Raw genomic sequence first — 20316 nt, forward strand, 5'->3', positions numbered from 1 at the left:
TAACATGATTTGTTCACATGGCCGGATTGCGCCGACACCAATTACCAAGCTTCGTTTGTTTGCGGATTCTGGAGGCTATTGTGCTAATCCCAATTGCTCTGAGCCAATATTTAAAGAATTTGATGATGAAGTTATTCACATTGCCGAGATCGCACATATCATTAGCGCAGGAGACAAAGGCCCTCGTGCGGATGCGAAACTAACCGATGAGGAGCGAAGCAGATATGAAAATCTTCTTTTGCTTTGTCCAAATTGTCACACAACGATTGATAAGGCTGAGGATAAGTTCTCGGAAGGATTGATTCTTGAATGGAAAAGACGGCATAAGGAAAAGCTAGCAGTTCTATTTGGGATAAAACTTTTCCCTTCCAGAAAAGAAGCAAGATACGCAATAGTCCCACTTCTTTTGGGAAATAGAGCAATTTTTGATAAATACGGACCAAATACAGACGAGCGATTTAATCCAGAAAGTTCAGTACCAACTCAATGGCGTCGGAAAATAAGGGAAAGCATTATCCCCAACAACCGAAAAATTCTAGATATTCTTGATGCCAATCGCACTTTACTTCGCGAGGAGGAATTCCTCATCATTGAGACTTTTCGCGAGCATGTTAATGACTTTGAGGCAAAGCATTTAGGAGGTGCTTTGCACAGTGGTGAACGATTTCCGGAGCAACTTAATAAAATATTCGAATGAGTTAACACATGACAGTCACAGATGGCAGCACTAATTGGGTTGCGGGCAAATTGTCACACGAGCATGTTTCAAGCGTGCGTGCCCTAGAAAACAATCTGATCGAGCTAGATATTGAAGAGATGGGCTCTGTTTTGGTCGCGGTTATGTCGCTGCGTGTCGCAGGATTGGCTAATATTCCGACTGCAGCTCGCCGACCAGATGTAGAATTTATTTTAAACATACCCAAGGATGCACTTTTCGATGGGGATCTTATAAATTTTGCCTATAATGTCCCGGTTGGACTTGGGGGGATTGGAGATTTGCTTAGGGCGGTCAATCAAAAAGACTTGCGAGGATATATCTGCCCGGAGAGGAGATTTATTTTTCGAGCGTTGTCTCAACATGATGCCGTTTCTCGTGTAGAGATGTTGAATAACAATACGTTTCTTATTCATCGGCACACGATGGCTGCGTATCAAGTTTTGGCTATAAACGAGTATGAAATCACCGCCGATGTAATCAGAGATAATATTCAGAGATTCGGAAGAAGTCGAACCATTCTTGTTAATAATCCAAATGGACGTGTCACGCCCGAAGCCATTGACGCTGCCAGAAGTGCAGGGGTTCGAATCGTAGATGTTCGGCAGTTACTAGGAGCCTTAAATAGTTAAAAAAGAGGAATTACTGCTTGAAATTTACTCTTTCATCTTGGATGCCGCTACTGCATTTACTGGAGGAAAGATTTATTTATTCGGTTCAATTTTAACTAGCAAACCCCAGGTTTCAGATGTGGATATCTTGGTGGTTTATGAGTCGGTGAATGGCCTTGCTGAGTTAAAGGAACATTTTTCCTCGCTAGGCTTAATGGCGCCAATCGATGTAATTTATATGACTACTAATGAAGAGATTTACCTTGACTTCATAAGAAAACAAAATGCTACGCTTATTGCTCCGCGCATTGAGAAATGTTAATCAGTTAATAGTCGGCTTCAATTTTAAAAATTGAAGCACGCAGGTGCTTTCACCTGCCCACACTCATCCCCACGTCCCGCGGATTCAATTTACACAGATCATCAAAATAAAAAAGCCACCCAATAAATTGGGTGACTTTTGTATTTTGGTGGAGACGGCGGGAATCGAACCCGCGTCCGAAAGCACTCTACAGACAGTTCTACATACTTAGTGCTGCCATTTGATTTAATCCTGACGACGCGGACGCACACGCTGCGGCAGGACGAGTTACCTATTATTTAATCGAGAGTCAAGTAACCCGGCTCAAGACGATTCCATATGAATGTCCTTACTGCTGTTGCCAGCCCACCCTATGGACGAAGTGGTGTAAGGTTAGCCGGTATTAAGCGGCTAATGCGTACGAGTTATCGTTTGCAGTTATATAGTTCAGATTGTATTTACGAGGTAGTCTGGCCTCGGTATGCCCTGCGCTGCTTTGCAACCCCCGTCGAAACCTGGTCGTCCCCAAAGCTTTATCAGTATACCCCATTTAGGGGTAGTCCTGCAGTATTCAAGAGGCCATGGCCTGTAAATGTTTGGCGCGTACCAGTTCCAGCAGCTCCAGTGGGCTGTCGATGATGGCGTCGGCTTTCCAGTGTTTGGGCTCGGTCGCGCCGCAATAACCCCAGGCGGCGGCGATGCTGGTCATGCCGGCGGCTTCGGCTGCCTGTATGTCGCGCAGGTCGTCGCCTACGTACCAGCAGTTTTCTGAGCGTATGCCTAGTTGTCTTGCTGCTTCCAGCAAGGGGGCCGGGTGGGGCTTGGAATGAGGGGTGGTGTCGCCAGAAATCACGCAGCGCGCTTCCTGTAAATCCAGCAGCGGGATCAGCGGGCGGGTAAAGCGCATGGCCTTGTTGGTGACTATGCCCCAGGATACGCCCATGACATCAAGACCGCGCAAGAGGTCTGGCACTTGCTTGAACAGTTTACTGTGCCCGGCAATGGCGGATTCATATTGGTTCAAAAATTCAACGCGCATCGCTTCGTAATCAGGGTGTTCTGGCTTGATGCCAAAACCCGCGCCCAGCAAGCCACGGGCACCGGCGGATGCATGGGGGCGCAAGCTTTGATAATGAACAGGTGCCAGTTGCCTGTTTTCTCGCATGACATTGACGGCGGCTGCGAGATCAGGGGCGGTGTCTGCCAATGTACCGTCGAGGTCAAACAGGATTGCTTGTGGAGTTTGCATAATAAAAAATCAAAAACACGCCTTCATGATGGATGAAGGCGTTTTGTTGGCTTCACAGCGGACGTGTACAGGCAACCATGTAGTTGACACTGGTATCAGCATTCAGCGAGTAGATTTGGGTCAGGGGGTTATAACTCAAGCCCTTCATCGCATGTAATTCCATGCCTGCATTGCGTATGTCTTGCGACAATTCTGCCGGGGTGATGAATTTGGCGTAATCATGCGTGCCCTTGGGCAGCATTTGCAGCAGGTATTCTGCGCCGATGACGGCAAACAGGTAGGCCTTGGCATTGCGGTTGAGAGTGGAGAAGAACACATGTCCACCTGGTTTGACCATTTTTGCACAGGCCTTGATGATGGATGCGGGGTCGGGCACATGTTCCAGCATTTCCATGCAGGTGACGATATCAAACTGGCCAGCTGCTGCTTCTGCCATGTCTTCGGCAGCGATTTTTTTATAGCGCACGCTCACGCCAGATTCAAGTCCATGCAGGTCGGCTACCTTGAGGGCCTTGTCAGACAGGTCTATGCCGGTGACGGTCGCGCCTTTTTTTGCCATGGATTCGGCCAGGATACCGCCGCCACAACCTACGTCGATGACTTGTTTGCCTGCCAGCGGTACACGCTGGTTGATCCATTCCAGTCGCAGTGGGTTAATTTCATGCAGTGGTTTGAATTCAGAGCTGGGGTCCCACCAGCGATGGGCAAGTTCACTAAATTTCTGGATTTCTGCGGGATCAGCGTTCAAGGTGGACATGATGTGGTTTGAAGTGCCGGGTCGGGGCATGAGCTGCGAAACCGCTATTGTAGGCGATTCAGGGCTGTACCGCATTGACGGAAAATAAACATAGTATGGAAATACTCTGGGAGCGTTTCCGGCCTTAAGCAAGAATGAATGGCGCGAGCCACAAATAAAAAAACCCGCCGAAGCGGGTTTTTCAGAAGCCAGGCTTCAAGTACTGAATTACTTAACGTTGCGTGTACCAACAACTTCGATTTCAACGCGACGATTTTTTTGGCGACCATCAGCTGTTTTATTGTCAGCTACTGGTTGTTTTTTGCCTTTGCCTTCAGTGTAAACACGGTTGGCTTCGATGCCTTTGCTTACCAGGTAAGCTTTGACAGCTTCAGCACGACGAATAGACAATTTTTGGTTGTATTCTTCAGAGCCTACAGAGTCAGTGTGACCAACAGCGATAACGACTTCCAGGTTGATGGATTTCAGTTTGGATGCCATGTCGTCGAGTTTGACTTTAGCTTCTGGTTTCAGAACAGCTTTGTCAAAGTCAAAGAATGCGTCAGCTGCAAACGTTACTTTTTCAGAAGTAGGTGCAGGTGGAACAACCGGTTTCGGTGGTTCAACTGGAACAACAGCTGGTGCTGGTGTTGGTGGTGCTGGTGGAGCTGGTTGTACTAAAGGTGCATCGCAACCTGGAACTGCGTCAGCAGGAGTCCAGTAGCCAGTACGCCAGCACAGACCAAATGGGTCACGTGCAATTACACCGCGACCATCTTGTACATAGGCGCTGTGTGGCTTGTTAGCCATAATGTCTTGCTGTGCGGAAGCAGAAAAGGATGCTACTGCGGACGCTGCGATAACGAGCTTGACTAAATTTTTCATATTTCTCCTCTCGGGTGAGATTATTACCGCAGATGAACTGCGCAAATTACTGCATAAAACCAGATAGTACCACGGCGATGATGACATTACTATTTCGTCAAACATCATGTCAGCCATAAATCAGCATTCGTTCTATTTTGCCATAATCATCAATATAAAGACGAAAATTGTTAAATCGACAAAGTTACAGTTAGTTAAATATGTCGTATTTTGACAACGAAATGTATGCTTTGGCAAGCTAATACCAGTTCCGGAGCAGAAATGTTTTGTTTTTGACCAGAAAAGCGAAGGATTTTTGCACCGAAATTATTTAGCGAGACCGCGTCCTTCGACGACGATGCGCCTGTTTGGTGCAAGGCATTCTGCCAGTTTTGCCTTGGGTAACTTGTCATCGCAAGACTTGATCTGTTGTGTTTTGCCCATGCCCATGGTTTCCATAGGGGCATTGATGCCTTTGCTGCCCAGGTAGGCGACTACGGCATCGGCATTCTTTTCAGATAATTTCTGGGCTTGCGCATGGCTGCCTGATAGGTCGGTATGACCACTGACGACAATGAGATCGACTTTGGCGCAGGTGGCCAGCTTGGCCATGACTTCATTGTCTATGCGCTCTTTACCCTTATCATTCAGTACAGATAATTGTACGGATTTTTTTTGTTCAAAAATTTCATCGCTTTGCAGAGTGAGGGCAAAGTCGCAGCGTTTGGGTGCAGCAGCAGGGGCTGGGGCGGGTGGAGTAACTGCTGGGGTTGCAGCCGGGGTGGCAATTGCGGCAGATGCAGGGGCTTCGCCAGTTTGTGCCGATGATGCTGGTGCTGTAGCGGTTTGGGCCAGGGCTGTTGAGACGGGCAGGGCGAATGCTGCGAGCACAAAAAGTGCTGTCAAATTTTTTAACATGGTTGTCTCCGTGGGGATATTAATTATTTGTCAGGTGTTTTTATTATGCTTTTGATTAAATCATATAAATTTACACCCCGGCTGTCATTTGAATGACAGTGTTGCACGCCGCCAGTTGGCTATTTGGCTGGCTATTGCCAGTGTTTGCCTGACTTAATTGCTATAAATGGAATTCAGCGTAGGAGGCATGTTAGAATCAAGAGTTAAACGTCAGTCTTTAACAGTCTTAATAAAATCTTATTGGATTTCACTTATTGGATTTCACTTATTGGATTTTAATTAAGGACGTTATTAAAGACGTTATTAATTAACCAAGCTCTAATTCGCCGGCCGCCAATGGATCAATTCGCAAAAGAAACACTCCCGATTTCCCTTGAAGAAGAAATGCGCAAAAGCTATCTCGATTACGCGATGAGCGTTATCGTAGGTCGCGCTTTGCCGGATGTGCGTGATGGCTTAAAGCCTGTGCATCGTCGCGTATTGTTCGCGATGCACGAAATGAACAATGTCTATAACCGCCCCTTCGTCAAATGTGCGCGTGTGGTGGGTGAAGTCATGGGTAAGTACCATCCCCATGGCGATGCCTCCATTTACGACACGCTGGTGCGTATGGCGCAAGACTTTTCCCTGCGGTATACCCTGGTCGATGGTCAGGGTAACTTTGGTTCCATCGACGGCGACAATGCTGCGGCGATGCGTTACACCGAGTGCCGCCTGGACAAGATCGCTAATGAAATCCTGGCAGATATTGAGAAAGAAACTGTCGATTTCGTCCCCAACTATGATGGCAAGGAAAGAGAGCCTTCAGTTCTGCCTACCCGCATCCCGAATCTGCTGATCAACGGCGCATCCGGTATCGCGGTGGGTATGGCGACGAATATACCGCCACACAATATTACCGAGATCATCAACGGCGCCCTGCATGTCTTGCGCAATAGCGATTGCACGATCGACGAGTTGATCGAGATCATCCCTGCGCCTGATTTTCCTACCGGCGGCATTATCTATGGCGTCTCTGGCGTACGCGATGGTTACCGCACTGGTCGTGGCCGCGTGGTCATGCGCGCCAAGACGCACTTTGAAGAATTTGGCAAAGAAAACCGTACGGCACTGATCGTTGATGAGCTGCCATACCAGGTCAATAAAAAATCCCTGCTGGAACGTATCGCTGAACTGGTACGTGACAAAAAGCTCGATGGTATTTCTGATATCCGCGATGAATCCGATAAATCGGGCATGCGCGTGGTCATCGAGCTCAAGCGCGGCGAAGTACCTGATGTAGTGCTGAACAATCTGTACAAGCAGACACAGTTGCAAGACACCTTCGGCATGAACATGGTGGCGCTGGTGAATGGCCAGCCAAAATTGCTGAACCTGAAGGAAATGTTGTCCTGCTTCCTGTCGCACCGCCGTGAAGTGGTGACGCGCCGCACCCTGTTTGAACTGCGCAAGGCACGTGAACGTGGTCATGTACTGGAAGGCCTGGCGGTTGCGCTGGCGAATATTGATGACTTTATCGCCATCATCCGCGCTGCGCCTACGCCGCCTATTGCGAAACAGGAATTGATGACCCGCGCCTGGGACAGTTCCATGGTGCGTGAGATGCTGACGCGTACAGCGGCTGACAATTCTGGTGGCATTGATGCCTTCCGCCCTGAGAATTTGCCCAAGCACTACGGCATACAGCCAGATGGCCTGTATAAACTGTCTGACGACCAGGCGCAAGAAATCCTGCAAATGCGTTTGCAACGCCTGACTGGTCTGGAACAAGACAAGATCGTCAATGAATACAAAGACGTCATGGCCGAGATCGCCGATTTGCTGGACATCTTGTCCAAGCCAGAACGCGTCACCGTCATCATCACTGATGAACTGACCCTGGCCCGCAATGAATATGGTGAAGGCAATAAAGACGTACGCCGTTCAGAAATCACCCATAACGCTACCGATCTGGGTACAGAAGACCTGATCACGCCGCAAGACATGGTCGTGACCCTGTCGCATACCGGTTATATGAAGTCGCAACCCTTGTCTGAATACCGTGCGCAAAAACGCGGTGGCCGTGGCAAGCAGGCGACAGCAACCAAGGATGATGACTGGATCGAGCAACTCTTCGTTGCCAATACCCATGATTACATCCTGTGCTTCAGTAACCGTGGCCGCATGTACTGGCTGAAGGTATGGGAAGTGCCACAAGGCTCGCGTACTTCACGCGGCAAGCCTATCGTGAACATGTTCCCATTGCAGGACGGTGAAAAAATCACAGTCATCCTGCCTTTGTCTGGCGACAACCGTACTTTCCCTGAAGACCATTATGTCTTCATGTCCACCAGCCTGGGCACGGTCAAGAAAACACCTTTGACTGACTTTAGCAATCCACGTAAAGCCGGCATTATCGCGGTGGATCTGGACGAAGGTGATTTCCTCATCGGCGCTGCGCTGACTGATGGCAAGCATGACGTCATGCTGTTCTCTGATTCCGGCAAGGCAGTACGTTTTGATGAAAACGATGTACGTCCTATGGGCCGTACAGCCCGTGGCGTGCGCGGTATGAACCTGGATGAAGGTCAGCAGGTTATTGCCTTGCTGGTAGCTGAAAATGAACAGCAGTCTGTGTTGACAGCGACTGAAAACGGTTACGGCAAACGTACGCCTATCACTGAATACACCCGTCATGGCCGCGGTACCAAGGGTATGATCGCGATCCAGACTTCCGAGCGTAACGGCAAGGTGGTAGCCGCTACTCTGGTCGACACTACCGATGAAATCATGTTGATCACTACTGGTGGCATCCTGATTCGTACCCGCGTTTCCGAGATTCGTGAAATGGGCCGCGCAACCCAGGGCGTAACCCTGATTGCGGTGGAAGATGGCACCAAGCTGTCTGGTCTGCAGCGTATCGTGGAAACAGATGCGGATGTGGATGCGGCGTTGGAAGCTGGCGGTGCTGATGCTGATACTGGCGCAAATGAAGCAGAAGGTAGCGCACCAGAAGCCGACGCAGCGGAGTAAGCCATCATGACGACGATCTACAATTTCTCTGCAGGCCCGGCAGTATTGCCGAAAGAGGTATTGCAGCAAGCTGCTGCCGAAATGCTGGACTGGCATGGCAGTGGCATGTCCGTCATGGAAATGAGCCATCGTGGGCCAGAGTTCATGTCCATCCTCGCCGCTGCGCAAAGCGATTTGCGCGAGCTGCTGGCGGTGCCGGACAATTATAAGATACTGTTCCTGCAAGGCGGTGGCCTGTGCGAAAACGCTATCGTCCCCATGAATCTGATGGGGCGCAAGCCGCAGCCTGCAACGGCAGATTTTGTGCATACCGGTTCCTGGACGGGCAAGTCCATCAAGGAAGCAAAAAAATACGGTAATGCGAACATCGCTGCTTCTGGTGAAGCCAGCGGCTACACCACAGTGCCGCCACGTGACAGCTGGAAGCTGACACCAGATGCTGCCTACGTGCATCTGTGTACCAATGAAACCATCGATGGTGTCGAATACCAGTTTGCCCCCGATGTGGCGGCAGAAACCGGTGGAGCGCCTATCGTTGCCGACATGTCTTCGCACATTCTGTCGCGCGTGATTGATGTATCGAAATACGGCGTCATCTTTGGTGGTGCGCAAAAGAATATTGGCCCGGCAGGTTTAACCATTGTCATCGTACGGGAAGATTTGCTCGGCCATGCCTTGCCCATCTGCCCGTCTGCCTTTGACTGGAAAATCGTTGCCGACAATGATTCCATGTACAACACTCCGCCAACTTATGCGATTTATATCGCGGGCCTGGTGTTCCAGTGGCTCAAGCAGCAGGGTGGCGTGGCGGCGATGGAGCAAAAGAATATTGCCAAGTCCAGCCTGCTGTATGACTACCTGGATTCCACAGGTTTTTATGAAAACCGGGTAGAGAAGGGCAGCCGTTCGCGTATGAATGTGCCTTTTTACCTGAAAGATGAAAGCCTGAATGCGGCATTCCTGGCAGAAGCCAAGGCGAATGGCCTGTTGCAATTGAAAGGCCATAAATCAGTAGGCGGCATGCGTGCCTCGATTTATAACGCCATGCCTATAGAAGGTGTGCAAGTCCTGATCAGTTTTATGCAGGATTTCGCCAAAAGAAATTCATAAGCCCTGGGCTTAAAAAAAGCATTTAAGACATGCTGCGTCTGTTTTGTTTACTATAGACAGACGCCGCTAATTATTTTCATCGTCAGCCCTTTCTGAGCATGGTACTCACCATCACCTGGAAACCGTGGCGCTGATGAACCAGGTCAAAAGCCCGGCGAAAAAAGCATATCCGGCATGGCAGTCATGCGCTACAGTATTACTGCCTGTCCACACCCTATCAAACACGGTTTTTAGGTCATTATGAGCGACAATAAATTACTCCCCCTGCGCATCAAGATTGATGCCATCGATGCACAAATCCTGGATTTGCTGAACCAGCGCGCCCGCGTGGCTGAAGAAGTTGGCCATGTCAAGGCAGAAACCAATGCGCCAGTGTTTCGCCCTGAACGTGAAGCGCAAGTCTTGCGCGGCGTGGCTGAACGCAATCCCGGCCCTTTGCTGAGCGATGACATACAACTGATTTTCCGCGAAATCATGTCGGCCTGTCGCGCGTTGGAGCGCCGTGTGGTCGTGGCTTTCCTTGGCCCGGTCGGCACCTTCAGCGAGCAGGCTGTCTACAAGCAGTTTGGTCATGCCATCCAGCCTCTGCCTTGCGTATCTATTGATGAAGTTTTCCGTGCGACCGAAGCAGGCACGGCAGACTTTGGCGTCGTGCCTATCGAGAATTCATCGGAGGGCGCGATCAACCGCACCCTCGATTTACTTTTGCAAACCAGCCTGGCCATCAGTGGTGAGCTGGCAATACCGGTACAGCATAGCCTGATGAGCAAGTCTGGCAATATGGAAGGCGTCAGCCGTATCTGTGCCCATTCGCAAGCTTTGGCACAATGCCAGGCCTGGTTGAATCAGCATTTCCCCCATGTGGAAAGACATGCCGTGGCATCGAACGCAGAAGCCGCGCGCATGGCCAGTGGTGATTACACGGTGGCGGCGATTGCCAGTGAAATTGCCGGTCATCAGTATAATCTGGGCATAGTCTCCGCCCATATCCAGGATGACCCGCATAACCGTACCCGTTTTGCTGTCATTGGTCGCTTGCGTACTACGCCTAGCGGCAAGGACCAGACGTCCATCGTGCTGGCAACGCCGAACAAGGCGGGTGCTGTCTACAATCTGCTGGCACCATTGGAAAAACATGGCGTCTCGATGACGCGCTTTGAGTCACGCCCTGCACGTACCGGCAATTGGGAATATTATTTCTATGTAGACGTAGAAGGCCATGTGATGGATGTCAAGGTAGAAGCTGCCATGGCTGAGCTAAATGACAAGGCAGCCTTCTTCAAGGTGCTGGGTTCTTACCCTTGTACAGTGTGAGTGCCTGATGCAAAAAGCTTTTCAACGCATAGCAATTTTTGGCGTAGGTTTGATTGGTGGTTCATTTGCCCTGGCTTTGAAAAAAGCAGGGGCAGTTGAGCAGATAGTTGGAGTGGGGCGCAGCCAGGCTTCGCTGGAAAAAGCGCAGCAACTGGGCATCATCGATGAAATAGCCTTGAATGCCGAGCAGGCATTGCGTAACTGTGACCTGGTGCTGATTGCAGCGCCAGTGGCACAAACCGGTGCGATATTGAAGGCGATTTATCCTCACCTGCAGCCGGGTACGATAGTCACGGATGCTGGCAGCACCAAGGCCGATGTGGTTGCCGCTGCACGCGCCAGCCTGGCTGAAAAGATCGCGCAGTTTGTACCAGCTCATCCGATAGCCGGGCGTGAATTGAATGGGCCTGAGGCTGCACTGGTGGATTTGTATGTCGGCAAAAAGGCCGTCATCACCCGTCTGCCAGAAAATAGCGATGCTGACGTGGCGAGAGTGGCATGGGCATGGCAACAATGCGGTGCCATCATCCATCATCTGGACCCAGCATCGCATGATGCTGTGTTTGCCGCAGTCAGCCATTTACCGCATTTGCTGGCCTATGCCCTGGTCGATGATATTGCCCGCAAACCGCATGCAGATACCTTGTTCCAGTATGCCGCCAGTGGCTTTCGCGACTTTACCCGCATTGCCGGTTCATCACCGGAAATGTGGCGTGACATCAGCCTGGCGAACCGGGCTGCGATGCTGCAGGAACTGGATTCGTATACCGCCCGCCTGTCCATCTTGCGCCAGCATCTGGTGGATGCCGACAGTGACGGTATAGAAGGTATTTACGCCAATGCCCAGCGTGCGCGCCATAACTGGATCAGCGCCATTGAGGCAGCCGAGAAACAGCAGCGTGAAGGTGGGGATTGACAGGGCTACGCTCTTCTCCACATCGACAAACTCAGAATTGAATACGACCATGACACAAGCAAGCAAACATTATCCGCATTACCTCGATCTGCAACCAGTGATGCAGGTGCAGGGCACAGTCAAATTGCCGGGTTCCAAAAGTATTTCCAATCGCACTCTTTTGCTGGCGGCGCTGGCAGAAGGCAAGACCCAGATCATGGATTTGCTGGCATCCGATGACACCCTGGTCATGCTGAACGCCTTGACACAGTTGGGCGTGCACTGGGAGCAGGATGGCGATAGCCAGAATTACACGGTAGAGGGTGTCAAAGGTCATTTCCCCAAACACCAGGCTGATTTGTTCATGGGTAATGCCGGCACTGCGATACGCCCGCTGGTTGGTGCATTGGCCGTATTGGGTGGTGACTACACCATCCACGGCGTGCACCGCATGCACGAACGTCCCATTGGTGACCTGGTTGATGCGCTGAATGAAGCCGGTGCGCAGATAGAATATACCGGCAATCCTGGCTACCCGCCCCTGCATATACGCCGTGGCCATATCCATGCCCAGCGTTTGCAAGTGAAGGGTAATGTCTCCAGCCAGTTTCTGACGGCCTTGTTGATGGCTGCACCTTTGATGGCGCGTGAGCATGATGTGACGATAGAAGTGATAGGCGAGCTGATTTCCAAGCCTTACATAGAAATTACCCTGAACCTCATGCAAAAATTTGGTGTGACGGTAGAGCGTGATGGCTGGCAGGCATTCACAGTCACAAAAGGCCAGCATTATGTGTCGCCTGGCGTTATCCACGTTGAAGGTGATGCTTCTTCTGCTTCCTATTTCCTGGCTGCTGGTGCGATTGCTGGCGGCCCTATCCGGGTCGAGGGTGTAGGCAAGTCCAGCATACAGGGCGATGTGCGTTTTGCCGAAGCGCTGGAAAAAATGGGCGCAACCATTACCCGTGGTGATAACTGGATAGAAGCCGGCTCGAATGGTGTCTTGCAGGCCATAGATATGGATTTTAACCATATCCCCGATGCTGCCATGACGATAGCTGTCGCAGCTTTGTATGCCAATGGCACCACGACGCTGCGCAATATTGCCAGCTGGCGCGTCAAGGAAACCGACCGCCTGTCTGCCATGGCAACAGAATTGCGCAAACTAGGGGCAATGGTAGAAGAGGGCGCAGACTATATGACGGTGACGCCGCCTGAACATATCCTGCCAGCGACTATCGATACTTATGACGATCACCGCATGGCCATGTGCTTCTCTTTGGCCACCCTCGATGGCCGGGCGCGCAGAGGTGCTACTATGCGCATCAATGATCCAAAATGCGTGGCCAAGACTTTCCCTGATTATTTTGAAGTCTTTGCCAAGATTAATCACCAAGATTTGTTTTAAAGGTTTTTATAGTTATCTATGACTGTACCAAGTCCTGTTATCACGATAGACGGCCCTACCGCATCCGGTAAGGGTACGGTGGCACACAGGGTAGCCAAGCACCTGGGTTTTCATTACCTGGATTCTGGTGCCCTGTACCGCCTGACTGCCCTGATGGCTACCCGCCATGGCATCGCGCTTGAAGATGAAGCTGCCATTGCCAGCATGGCAAGAACCCTGCCTTGCCGTTTTGTCCACGGCCATGTTTTTCTTGAAGATGCTGATGTCACCGATGCCGTACGGGCAGAAGAAGTCGGCGTGGCTGCTTCCCGCATTGCTGTTTTGCCAGCAGTTCGCCAGGCGCTGGTTGATTTGCAGGTGGCTTTTCGCTATACACCTGGTCTGGTGGCAGATGGGCGAGATATGGGAACAGTCATCTTCCCCGATGCCAGCTTGAAAGTTTTCTTAACAGCAAGTGCTGAGGCGCGTGCAAGCCGTCGATATAAGCAATTGATTGAAAAGGGAATTTCTGCTAATATGGAAAACTTGGTAAAAGATTTGATGGAACGTGATGCGAGAGATAGTGCCCGCACCACAGCGCCGCTCAAGCCCGCGCCAGACGCGATCATCCTGGACACATCTGAATTAACTGCTGAAGAAGCGGTCAATAAAGTGCTGGTCTGGTATGCGCAAACACAGGCAAACAACGCTATTTAAGTAAGTATTTAAGTATCTGGTGTAGTTTGCAGGTGTCGTTTCAAGTGCCTTTATTGACGCAAGGTTAATAAAGGGATGTTCAACCTAACCCGGTAAATAGTGTCTTTTGCACCGTTCCGGCTAACTTGTAAATACTATGTCTACTGTTTTCATGTCCCAAGATTTCGCAACCGGTGCAGATAGCTTCGCAGCTTTGTTCGAAGAATCCCTGTCACGTCAGGATATGCGTTCCGGTGAAGTGATTTCTGCTGAAGTCGTCCGTATCGACCACAACTTCGTGATCGTTAACGCTGGCTTGAAGTCTGAAGCCTTTATTCCTGTTGAAGAATTCAAAAACGACCAGGGCGACCTGGAAGTTAATATCGGCGATTTCGTTTCCGTAGCGATTGATTCGCTGGAAAATGGTTTCGGCGACACAATTTTGTCCCGTGACAAAGCTAAACGTCTGGCCTCCTGGCTCGCGCTGGAAAAAGCGCTGGAGTCTGGCGAGATTGTTACTGGTACAGTAAATGGCAAAGTCAAAGGTGGTCTGACTGTTCTGACGAACGGCATCCGCGCTTTCTTGCCAGGTTCTTTGGTTGATACACGCCCAGTTAAGGATACAACTCCTTACGAAGGCAAAACCATGGAATTCAAAGTTATCAAGCTCGACCGCAAACGTAACAACGTTGTGCTGTCCCGCCGCGCTGTTGTTGAAGCGTCCATGGGCGAAGAGCGTCAAAAACTGATGGAAACCCTGAAAGAAGGCACAGTGGTTACTGGTATTGTTAAAAATATCACTGACTACGGCGCGTTCGTTGATCTGGGTGGCATCGATGGTTTGTTGCATATCACTGATCTGGCATGGCGTCGTGTACGTCACCCTTCCGAGGTGTTGACAGTTGGTCAGGAAATCACTGCAAAAGTATTGAAATTCGACCAAGAGAAAAACCGTGTTTCCCTGGGTGTAAAACAATTGGGCGACGATCCATGGACAGGTTTGTCCCGTCGTTACCCAGCGAACACACGTCTGTTCGGTAAAGTAACGAACCTGACCGACTACGGCGCGTTCGTTGAAGTCGAGCAAGGTATCGAAGGTCTGGTTCACGTTTCCGAAATGGACTGGACTAACAAAAACGTTGCTCCAAACAAAGTTGTTCAATTGGGCGACGAAGTTGAAGTCATGGTTCTGGAAATCGACGAAGAACGTCGTCGTATCAGCCTGGGCATGAAACAGTGCAAAGCCAATCCTTGGGATGATTTCGCGATCAACCACAAGAAAGGTGACAAAGTTCGCGGCGCGATCAAGTCCATCACTGACTTCGGCGTATTTATCGGTTTGTCTGGCAACATCGACGGTCTTGTACATTTGTCTGATCTGTCCTGGAACGAAACAGGCGAAGAAGCTGTTCGTCGCTTCAAGAAAGGTGACGAACTGGAAGCCATCGTTCTGGCAATCGACGTTGAGCGTGAGCGCGTTTCCCTGGGCGTTAAGCAACTGGAAGGCGACCCATTCAATAACTACTGCGCAATGAACGACAAAGGTGCAGTTGTCGTTGGTACAGTTAAATCTGTTGAAGCCAAAGGCGCAGTAATCCAGTTGGCAGACGACGTTGAAGGCTACCTGCGTGCATCCGAAATCTCCCGCGACCGCGTGGAAGATGCTGGTACACACCTGAAAGTCGGCGACAGCGTTGAAGCCTTGGTATTGAACATCGACCGCAAAGCTCGTGGTATCCAATTGTCTATCAAAGCTAAAGATAGCGTTGAAACACAAGAAGCTATGCAAAAAATGTCCGTTACTGATTCCAACGCAGCATCCGGCACAACCAGCCTGGGCGCTTTGTTGAAAGCCAAGCTCGACAATAAAAACTAAGATTAAGTCATAAGGTTTTTACTATGACTAAGTCGGAGCTGATAGCTCGTCTGGCAGAGCGATATCCGCAACTGGTAGCTAAAGATGTGGATATCGCTGTTAAAACCATACTGGATGCAATGTCGGATGCCCTGGCAACAGGGCAACGCATAGAAATCCGCGGTTTTGGCAGCTTTGCACTGAACAGTCGTCCACCACGGATAGGTCGTAACCCCAAGTCCGGTGACAAGGTGATGGTCCCTGAAAAACGGGTGCCGCACTTCAAGCCAGGCAAGGAATTGCGCGAACGTGTTGATGCCATGGTGGGGCAACCGATACACGATGACTAAGTCAGGCTGACTGGTTGTTGAGCTCGGAATGTTGAGCCTATTAGATGACGCAAAGATAAAAACGGCATATCGGTTTTCCGATATGCCGTTTTTTTTCAGTACAATGCTCTTTTCGGGATAAATTGCTTCATTGACGATTTTTCCGCTTATCCATCAAGGATGCATACATGAAATATATTTCAAGATTTTTCGCCATCGTGCTGTTTATCCTGTTCTTTGGCTTTGCCTTGAAAAACGACCAGATAGTCACGCTGCAATATTTCTTTGGCTTTCAACGATCTGCTCCCCTGGTCATCATGCTGCTGGCTTTTTTTGCCGGTGGTGCTGCGTTGGGCGCACTGGCCATGGTGCCTATGGTATTCCGTCACAGACGCGACCTGCACAAACATAAAAAGACCCTGGCAGAAATTGAAAAAGAACGTGAAGCCGCGCAAAGGGCCAGCACACAAGCGCCCCAGCCTGATAGCATTCGCAATATCTGACACGTGTGGGCGCAGCTTTCAGCACATTGAGACCTGCGAACAAAGATTGGCCAAAGACATATCGGCAATTCAGGCTTTGCATCTGAACTGACATTGTTTTCAACAATAAGAAGAAATACACATGGAATTTGAAATTTGGTGGCTGCTAGGCATACCCTTATTCTTCACCTTGGGCTGGAGTGCTGCGCGTATCGATATACGTCAGTTGATCTCTGAGTCCCGCAGCCTGCCGCATGGCTATTTCAAGGGTTTGAATTTCCTGCTGAACGACCAGCCAGACAAGGCCATAGATGCTTTCATCGACATCGTCAGGCTGGATCCTGAAGCGGTCGATTTGCATTTCGCCCTGGGTAACCTGTTCCGCCGCCGTGGTGAGACTGAACGCGCTATCCGCGTGCATCAAAACCTGCTGGCCAGGCCAGATTTGCCCACCGAGCAAAAAACCCAGGCCATGTATGAGCTGGGCCAGGATTACCTGAAAGCCGGTTTGCTTGACCGTGCTGAAGAAACCTACAACCTGCTCGTCAACAGCCCGTTTGAAGCCCAGGCCAGACGTGCCTTGCTGGAGATTTACCAGCGTGAAAAAGAATGGGCACGTGCGATAGAAGCAGCAAATGCCTTGCAGGAATGTGGTGCAGGCGGCCGTCAAAAAGAAATCGCCCAATTCTATTGCGAAATTGCCCAGGATGAGCTGGTGCATACCAATACAGAAGCGGCCCTGGCCAATCTTGAAAAAGCACTGGCGGCAGACCGCAACAATGTACGCGCCATCATCCTCATGGGTGACGTGTATATGGCCAATGGCGATACTGAAATAGCCTTGTCCACCTGGCGCAGGGTAGAGCAGCAAAGCGTGCCGCATGTGGCACTCGTGGCGCAGCGCCTGATGGATGCATACCGCAAGCTCGACAAGTCACAAGAAGGATTGAACCTGCTCAAGAATTACCTGGCAGAGGCACCGTCAATAGATTTGCTGGAAGTCGCTTTCAAGGCCACACTGGAGCTGGAAGGTATAGAAGCCGTCAATAGCCTGGTCAGTGAAGAATTGCGCCGCACACCAACGCTGCTGGGCCTGGATAAATTGCTGGATGGCCGTATCATGGTAGTGCCACCTGAAGTCCGGCCGGAACTGGCCATCATCAAAAATCTGGTGCACGGCTATGCACAAAAACTGGCGCGTTATCAGTGCTCCAATTGCGGTTTCAAGGCCAGGCAGTTTTATTGGCATTGCCCTGGCTGCAGTAAGTGGGAAACTTACCCACCGCGCCGGACAGAAGAGCTGAACGTCATGAATTAATGAACGCTGTCATGCCTGAGCACAGCTTGATTTGCGCAAGGCTTCAGGGATACTCGTTAAGTGTAAAGAATCTTGAATAAGGGCTGTGATCTGAAACTCTATGTGGGTGAAGGATATTTGGATGCACAGAATGACTTATTTTTATTTGGTGATCAAAAAATGAAAATCACAATTATTGGTACAGGTTATGTCGGTCTGGTCACAGGTGCCTGCCTGGCTGAATTGGGTAATGATGTGTTTTGCCTGGATGTTGACCAGCGCAAGATTGACATCCTCAATAACGGCGGCATCCCTATTCATGAGCCGGGTCTGGAAGAAATCGTCGCGCGTAACCGCGCGGCTGGCCGCATACAGTTTTCTACCGATGTTGAAGCCAGTGTGAAGCATGGTGATGTGCAGTTCATCGCCGTCGGCACACCACCGGATGAAGATGGTTCTGCTGACCTGCAATATGTCGTGGCAGCGGCCAAGAATATCGGCAAGTACATGACGAACTTCAAGGTAGTTGTTGATAAATCTACCGTACCTGTCGGTACGGCTGACCGCGTCAGTGCTGCCATCGCTGCTGAATTGACGGCACGTACGGTGACAGCAGAATTCTCAGTGGTTTCCAATCCGGAATTTTTGAAAGAAGGCGCGGCAGTAGAAGACTTCATGCGCCCTGACCGCATCGTCATCGGTTGCGACCAGACACCGCAAGGTGAAAAAGCGCGCAGCCAGATGAAGAAGCTGTATGCGCCTTTCAACCGCAACCATGAACGCACTTACTGGATGGATGTGCGCTCGGCAGAGTTCACCAAATATGCGGCGAATGCCATGCTGGCGACCCGCATCTCTTTCATGAACGAGCTGGCCAATCTGGCTGACCATGTTGGTGCTGATATTGAAGCCGTACGTCACGGCATAGGCTCTGACCCGCGCATAGGCCACAGCTTCTTGTATGCCGGTTGCGGCTATGGTGGCTCCTGCTTCCCTAAAGACGTGCAGGCACTGGAACGTACTGCGCAGGACTATGGTTTGAATCTTTTGATCCTGCAGGCGGTAGAAGCTGTCAATGCACGTCAAAAACAAGTGCTCGGCAAGAAGATACAGCAGCGCTTTGGGGAAAACCTCGCTGGCCGTCATTTCGCCATCTGGGGCCTGGCATTCAAACCCAATACTGATGATATGCGTGCAGCTTCTTCACGCGTCTTGCTCGGTGAATTATTGCGTGCAGGTGCGACGGTAGCGGTGTATGACCCGGTTTCCATGCAGGAAGCCAAGCGCGTATTTGAACTGGATTTCTACGATGCGCCAGAATTGCTGGCATCCATACGCTATGCCGCCAACCCCATGGATGCGTTGCTTGATGCTGACGCGCTGGCAATTGTCACTGAGTGGAAGGCCTTCCGCAGCCCTGACTTTGATGAAGTCAAGACGCGCCTGAAACAGCCTGTCGTGTTTGATGGGCGCAACCTGTTTGAACCCACGGTCATGACCGAGCTGGGCATTGAATACCACGGCATAGGCCGCTCCGTATTGACGAACAAATAATGCAGAATATGGATGCGAGGAAAGATACAAGGAAAGATATAGCGGCGAAGCGTATTCTTGTCGCTGGCGATGTCATGCTCGACAGATACTGGTTTGGTGAAGTCAACCGCATATCACCAGAAGCCCCGGTGCCTATCGTGCGCGTAGAAAAAAGTGAAGAGCGCCTTGGCGGTGCTGCCAATGTGGCCCGCAATGCTGTCGCCCTGGGCGTGCAGGCTGCCTTGATGGGCGTCATTGGTGACGATGATGCAGGCAATAGCATGGAGCGTTTGCTGAAAACTTCAGGCATAGAAGCCTATCTCAGTCGCGACCAGCAAATCTCTACCATCATCAAGCTGCGCGTCATCGGCAGGCAGCAGCAATTGTTGCGCATTGATTTTGAAGAGCGCCCGACCGAACATGTCTTGCGTGACAAACTGAATCGCTTCAATTCTTTGCTGACGGGCTATGATGTCGTGGTTTTGTCCGATTATGCCAAGGGCAGCCTGGTGAATGTCAGTGCCATGATCGCTGCAGCAAAGGCAGCAGGCAAGATCGTGCTGGTCGATCCCAAGGGTAGTGACTTCAAACGCTATGCTGGTGCCAGCCTGCTGACACCGAACAAGTCTGAATTAAAGCAAATCATCGGCGACTGGCCCAATGAAGAAGAGCTGACCTCCAGGGCCCAGCAATTGCGCGCAGATTTAAACATCGATGGCTTGCTGCTGACCCGCTCAGAAGAAGGCATGACCCTGTTCACTGCCGATGGCGTGACCCATGTACCCGCCATGGCGCGTGAAGTATTTGATGTCTCTGGTGCCGGTGATACCGTCATCGCCACCATGGCCGTCATGCTGGCGCAAGGCAAGTCCATGCAAGAGGCAGTAGTGATTGCCAACCGTGCTGGTGGCATAGTCGTTGGCAAACTGGGTACGGCTACCGTGACGCGGGAAGAGTTGTTTCCTGAGTCCGTGCAATAAGTGATATCTGATGACCCGGATGCCAGGAGCAC

At 50.7% G+C, this 20316-nt stretch carries 19 protein-coding genes and 1 other RNA gene; 15 read left to right on the plus strand and 5 right to left on the minus strand.

Annotated elements, in window-relative coordinates; translation table 11 throughout:
- Positions 1 to 4 precede the first annotated feature (4 nt).
- From ACO0LL_RS14520 to ACO0LL_RS14530, 3 genes are read left to right on the plus strand one after another with little or no spacing between them, the layout of a single operon-like run.
- Entirely contained in the window at positions 5 to 697 is a 693-nt protein-coding gene (locus ACO0LL_RS14520; protein ID WP_422951565.1) for an HNH endonuclease, read from the plus strand.
- An 8-nt stretch (positions 698 to 705) separates the two neighbouring features.
- On the plus strand, positions 706 to 1347 hold the full coding sequence (locus tag ACO0LL_RS14525; protein ID WP_422951566.1) for a hypothetical protein: 642 nt from the start codon (positions 706 to 708) through the stop codon (positions 1345 to 1347).
- A 37-nt stretch (positions 1348 to 1384) separates the two neighbouring features.
- Entirely contained in the window at positions 1385 to 1648 is a 264-nt protein-coding gene (locus tag ACO0LL_RS14530; RefSeq protein WP_422951567.1) for a nucleotidyltransferase domain-containing protein, read from the plus strand.
- 146 nt (positions 1649 to 1794) lie between these two features.
- On the opposite strand, the gene ssrA is transcribed toward ACO0LL_RS14530, so the two are convergent.
- From ssrA to ACO0LL_RS14555, 5 genes are all read right to left on the minus strand, one after another.
- Positions 1795 to 2154, minus strand: a transfer-messenger RNA (tmRNA) gene (ssrA, locus tag ACO0LL_RS14535).
- Between the two features lie 44 nt (positions 2155 to 2198).
- Entirely contained in the window at positions 2199 to 2876 is a 678-nt protein-coding gene (locus ACO0LL_RS14540; protein ID WP_422951568.1) for an HAD family hydrolase, read from the minus strand.
- Between the two features lie 52 nt (positions 2877 to 2928).
- Positions 2929 to 3633, minus strand: a complete 705-nt coding sequence (ubiG, locus tag ACO0LL_RS14545) for a bifunctional 2-polyprenyl-6-hydroxyphenol methylase/3-demethylubiquinol 3-O-methyltransferase UbiG (protein WP_422951569.1) — start codon at positions 3631 to 3633, stop codon at positions 2929 to 2931.
- Between the two features lie 207 nt (positions 3634 to 3840).
- Positions 3841 to 4497, minus strand: a complete 657-nt coding sequence (ompA, locus tag ACO0LL_RS14550) for an outer membrane protein OmpA (RefSeq protein WP_422951570.1) — start codon at positions 4495 to 4497, stop codon at positions 3841 to 3843.
- A 306-nt stretch (positions 4498 to 4803) separates the two neighbouring features.
- On the minus strand, positions 4804 to 5394 hold the full coding sequence (locus ACO0LL_RS14555) for an OmpA family protein (protein WP_422951571.1): 591 nt from the start codon (positions 5392 to 5394) through the stop codon (positions 4804 to 4806).
- Positions 5395 to 5730: 336 nt separating this feature from the next.
- Here ACO0LL_RS14555 and gyrA point away from each other — a divergent pair, with 336 nt between their 5' ends.
- From gyrA to rfaE1, 12 genes are all read left to right on the plus strand, one after another.
- Entirely contained in the window at positions 5731 to 8406 is a 2676-nt protein-coding gene (gene gyrA, locus ACO0LL_RS14560) for a DNA gyrase subunit A (RefSeq protein WP_422951572.1), read from the plus strand.
- Between the two features lie 6 nt (positions 8407 to 8412).
- Positions 8413 to 9516, plus strand: coding sequence for a 3-phosphoserine/phosphohydroxythreonine transaminase (serC, locus tag ACO0LL_RS14565; RefSeq protein ID WP_422951573.1), 1104 nt, complete (start codon positions 8413 to 8415; stop codon positions 9514 to 9516).
- Positions 9517 to 9756: 240 nt separating this feature from the next.
- Positions 9757 to 10830: a prephenate dehydratase gene (gene pheA, locus ACO0LL_RS14570; RefSeq protein WP_422951574.1), complete on the plus strand. Its 1074-nt coding sequence runs from the start codon at positions 9757 to 9759 to the stop codon at positions 10828 to 10830.
- A 7-nt stretch (positions 10831 to 10837) separates the two neighbouring features.
- Complete coding sequence (locus tag ACO0LL_RS14575; protein ID WP_422951575.1) at positions 10838 to 11746, plus strand: prephenate dehydrogenase; 909 nt, start codon at positions 10838 to 10840, stop codon at positions 11744 to 11746.
- A gap of 49 nt (positions 11747 to 11795) precedes the next feature.
- Positions 11796 to 13133, plus strand: coding sequence for a 3-phosphoshikimate 1-carboxyvinyltransferase (aroA, locus tag ACO0LL_RS14580; protein WP_422951576.1), 1338 nt, complete (start codon positions 11796 to 11798; stop codon positions 13131 to 13133).
- An 18-nt stretch (positions 13134 to 13151) separates the two neighbouring features.
- Positions 13152 to 13829: a (d)CMP kinase gene (gene cmk / locus ACO0LL_RS14585; protein ID WP_422951577.1), complete on the plus strand. Its 678-nt coding sequence runs from the start codon at positions 13152 to 13154 to the stop codon at positions 13827 to 13829.
- Between the two features lie 151 nt (positions 13830 to 13980).
- Positions 13981 to 15684 (plus strand): 30S ribosomal protein S1, encoded by a 1704-nt coding sequence (gene rpsA, locus ACO0LL_RS14590; RefSeq protein WP_186952926.1) that lies wholly within the window; start codon positions 13981 to 13983, stop codon positions 15682 to 15684.
- Positions 15685 to 15707: 23 nt separating this feature from the next.
- The gene (locus ACO0LL_RS14595; RefSeq protein WP_110256992.1) at positions 15708 to 16013 is read left to right on the plus strand and encodes an integration host factor subunit beta; all 306 of its coding nucleotides are present in this window, start codon (positions 15708 to 15710) and stop codon (positions 16011 to 16013) included.
- A 167-nt stretch (positions 16014 to 16180) separates the two neighbouring features.
- Complete coding sequence (locus tag ACO0LL_RS14600) at positions 16181 to 16495, plus strand: LapA family protein (RefSeq protein WP_422951578.1); 315 nt, start codon at positions 16181 to 16183, stop codon at positions 16493 to 16495.
- Between the two features lie 121 nt (positions 16496 to 16616).
- The gene (gene lapB / locus ACO0LL_RS14605) at positions 16617 to 17792 is read left to right on the plus strand and encodes a lipopolysaccharide assembly protein LapB (RefSeq protein WP_422951579.1); all 1176 of its coding nucleotides are present in this window, start codon (positions 16617 to 16619) and stop codon (positions 17790 to 17792) included.
- Positions 17793 to 17951: 159 nt separating this feature from the next.
- Positions 17952 to 19325: a UDP-glucose dehydrogenase family protein gene (locus ACO0LL_RS14610; RefSeq protein ID WP_422951580.1), complete on the plus strand. Its 1374-nt coding sequence runs from the start codon at positions 17952 to 17954 to the stop codon at positions 19323 to 19325.
- Entirely contained in the window at positions 19325 to 20284 is a 960-nt protein-coding gene (gene rfaE1, locus ACO0LL_RS14615; protein WP_422951581.1) for a D-glycero-beta-D-manno-heptose-7-phosphate kinase, read from the plus strand. Before ACO0LL_RS14610 ends, rfaE1 begins: the two co-directional genes overlap by 1 nt.
- Positions 20285 to 20316: the final 32 nt, after the last annotated feature.

It is taken from the genome of Undibacterium sp. TC4M20W, from assembly GCF_049340245.1.
In the GTDB taxonomy this organism is placed as follows: domain Bacteria; phylum Pseudomonadota; class Gammaproteobacteria; order Burkholderiales; family Burkholderiaceae_D; genus Undibacterium.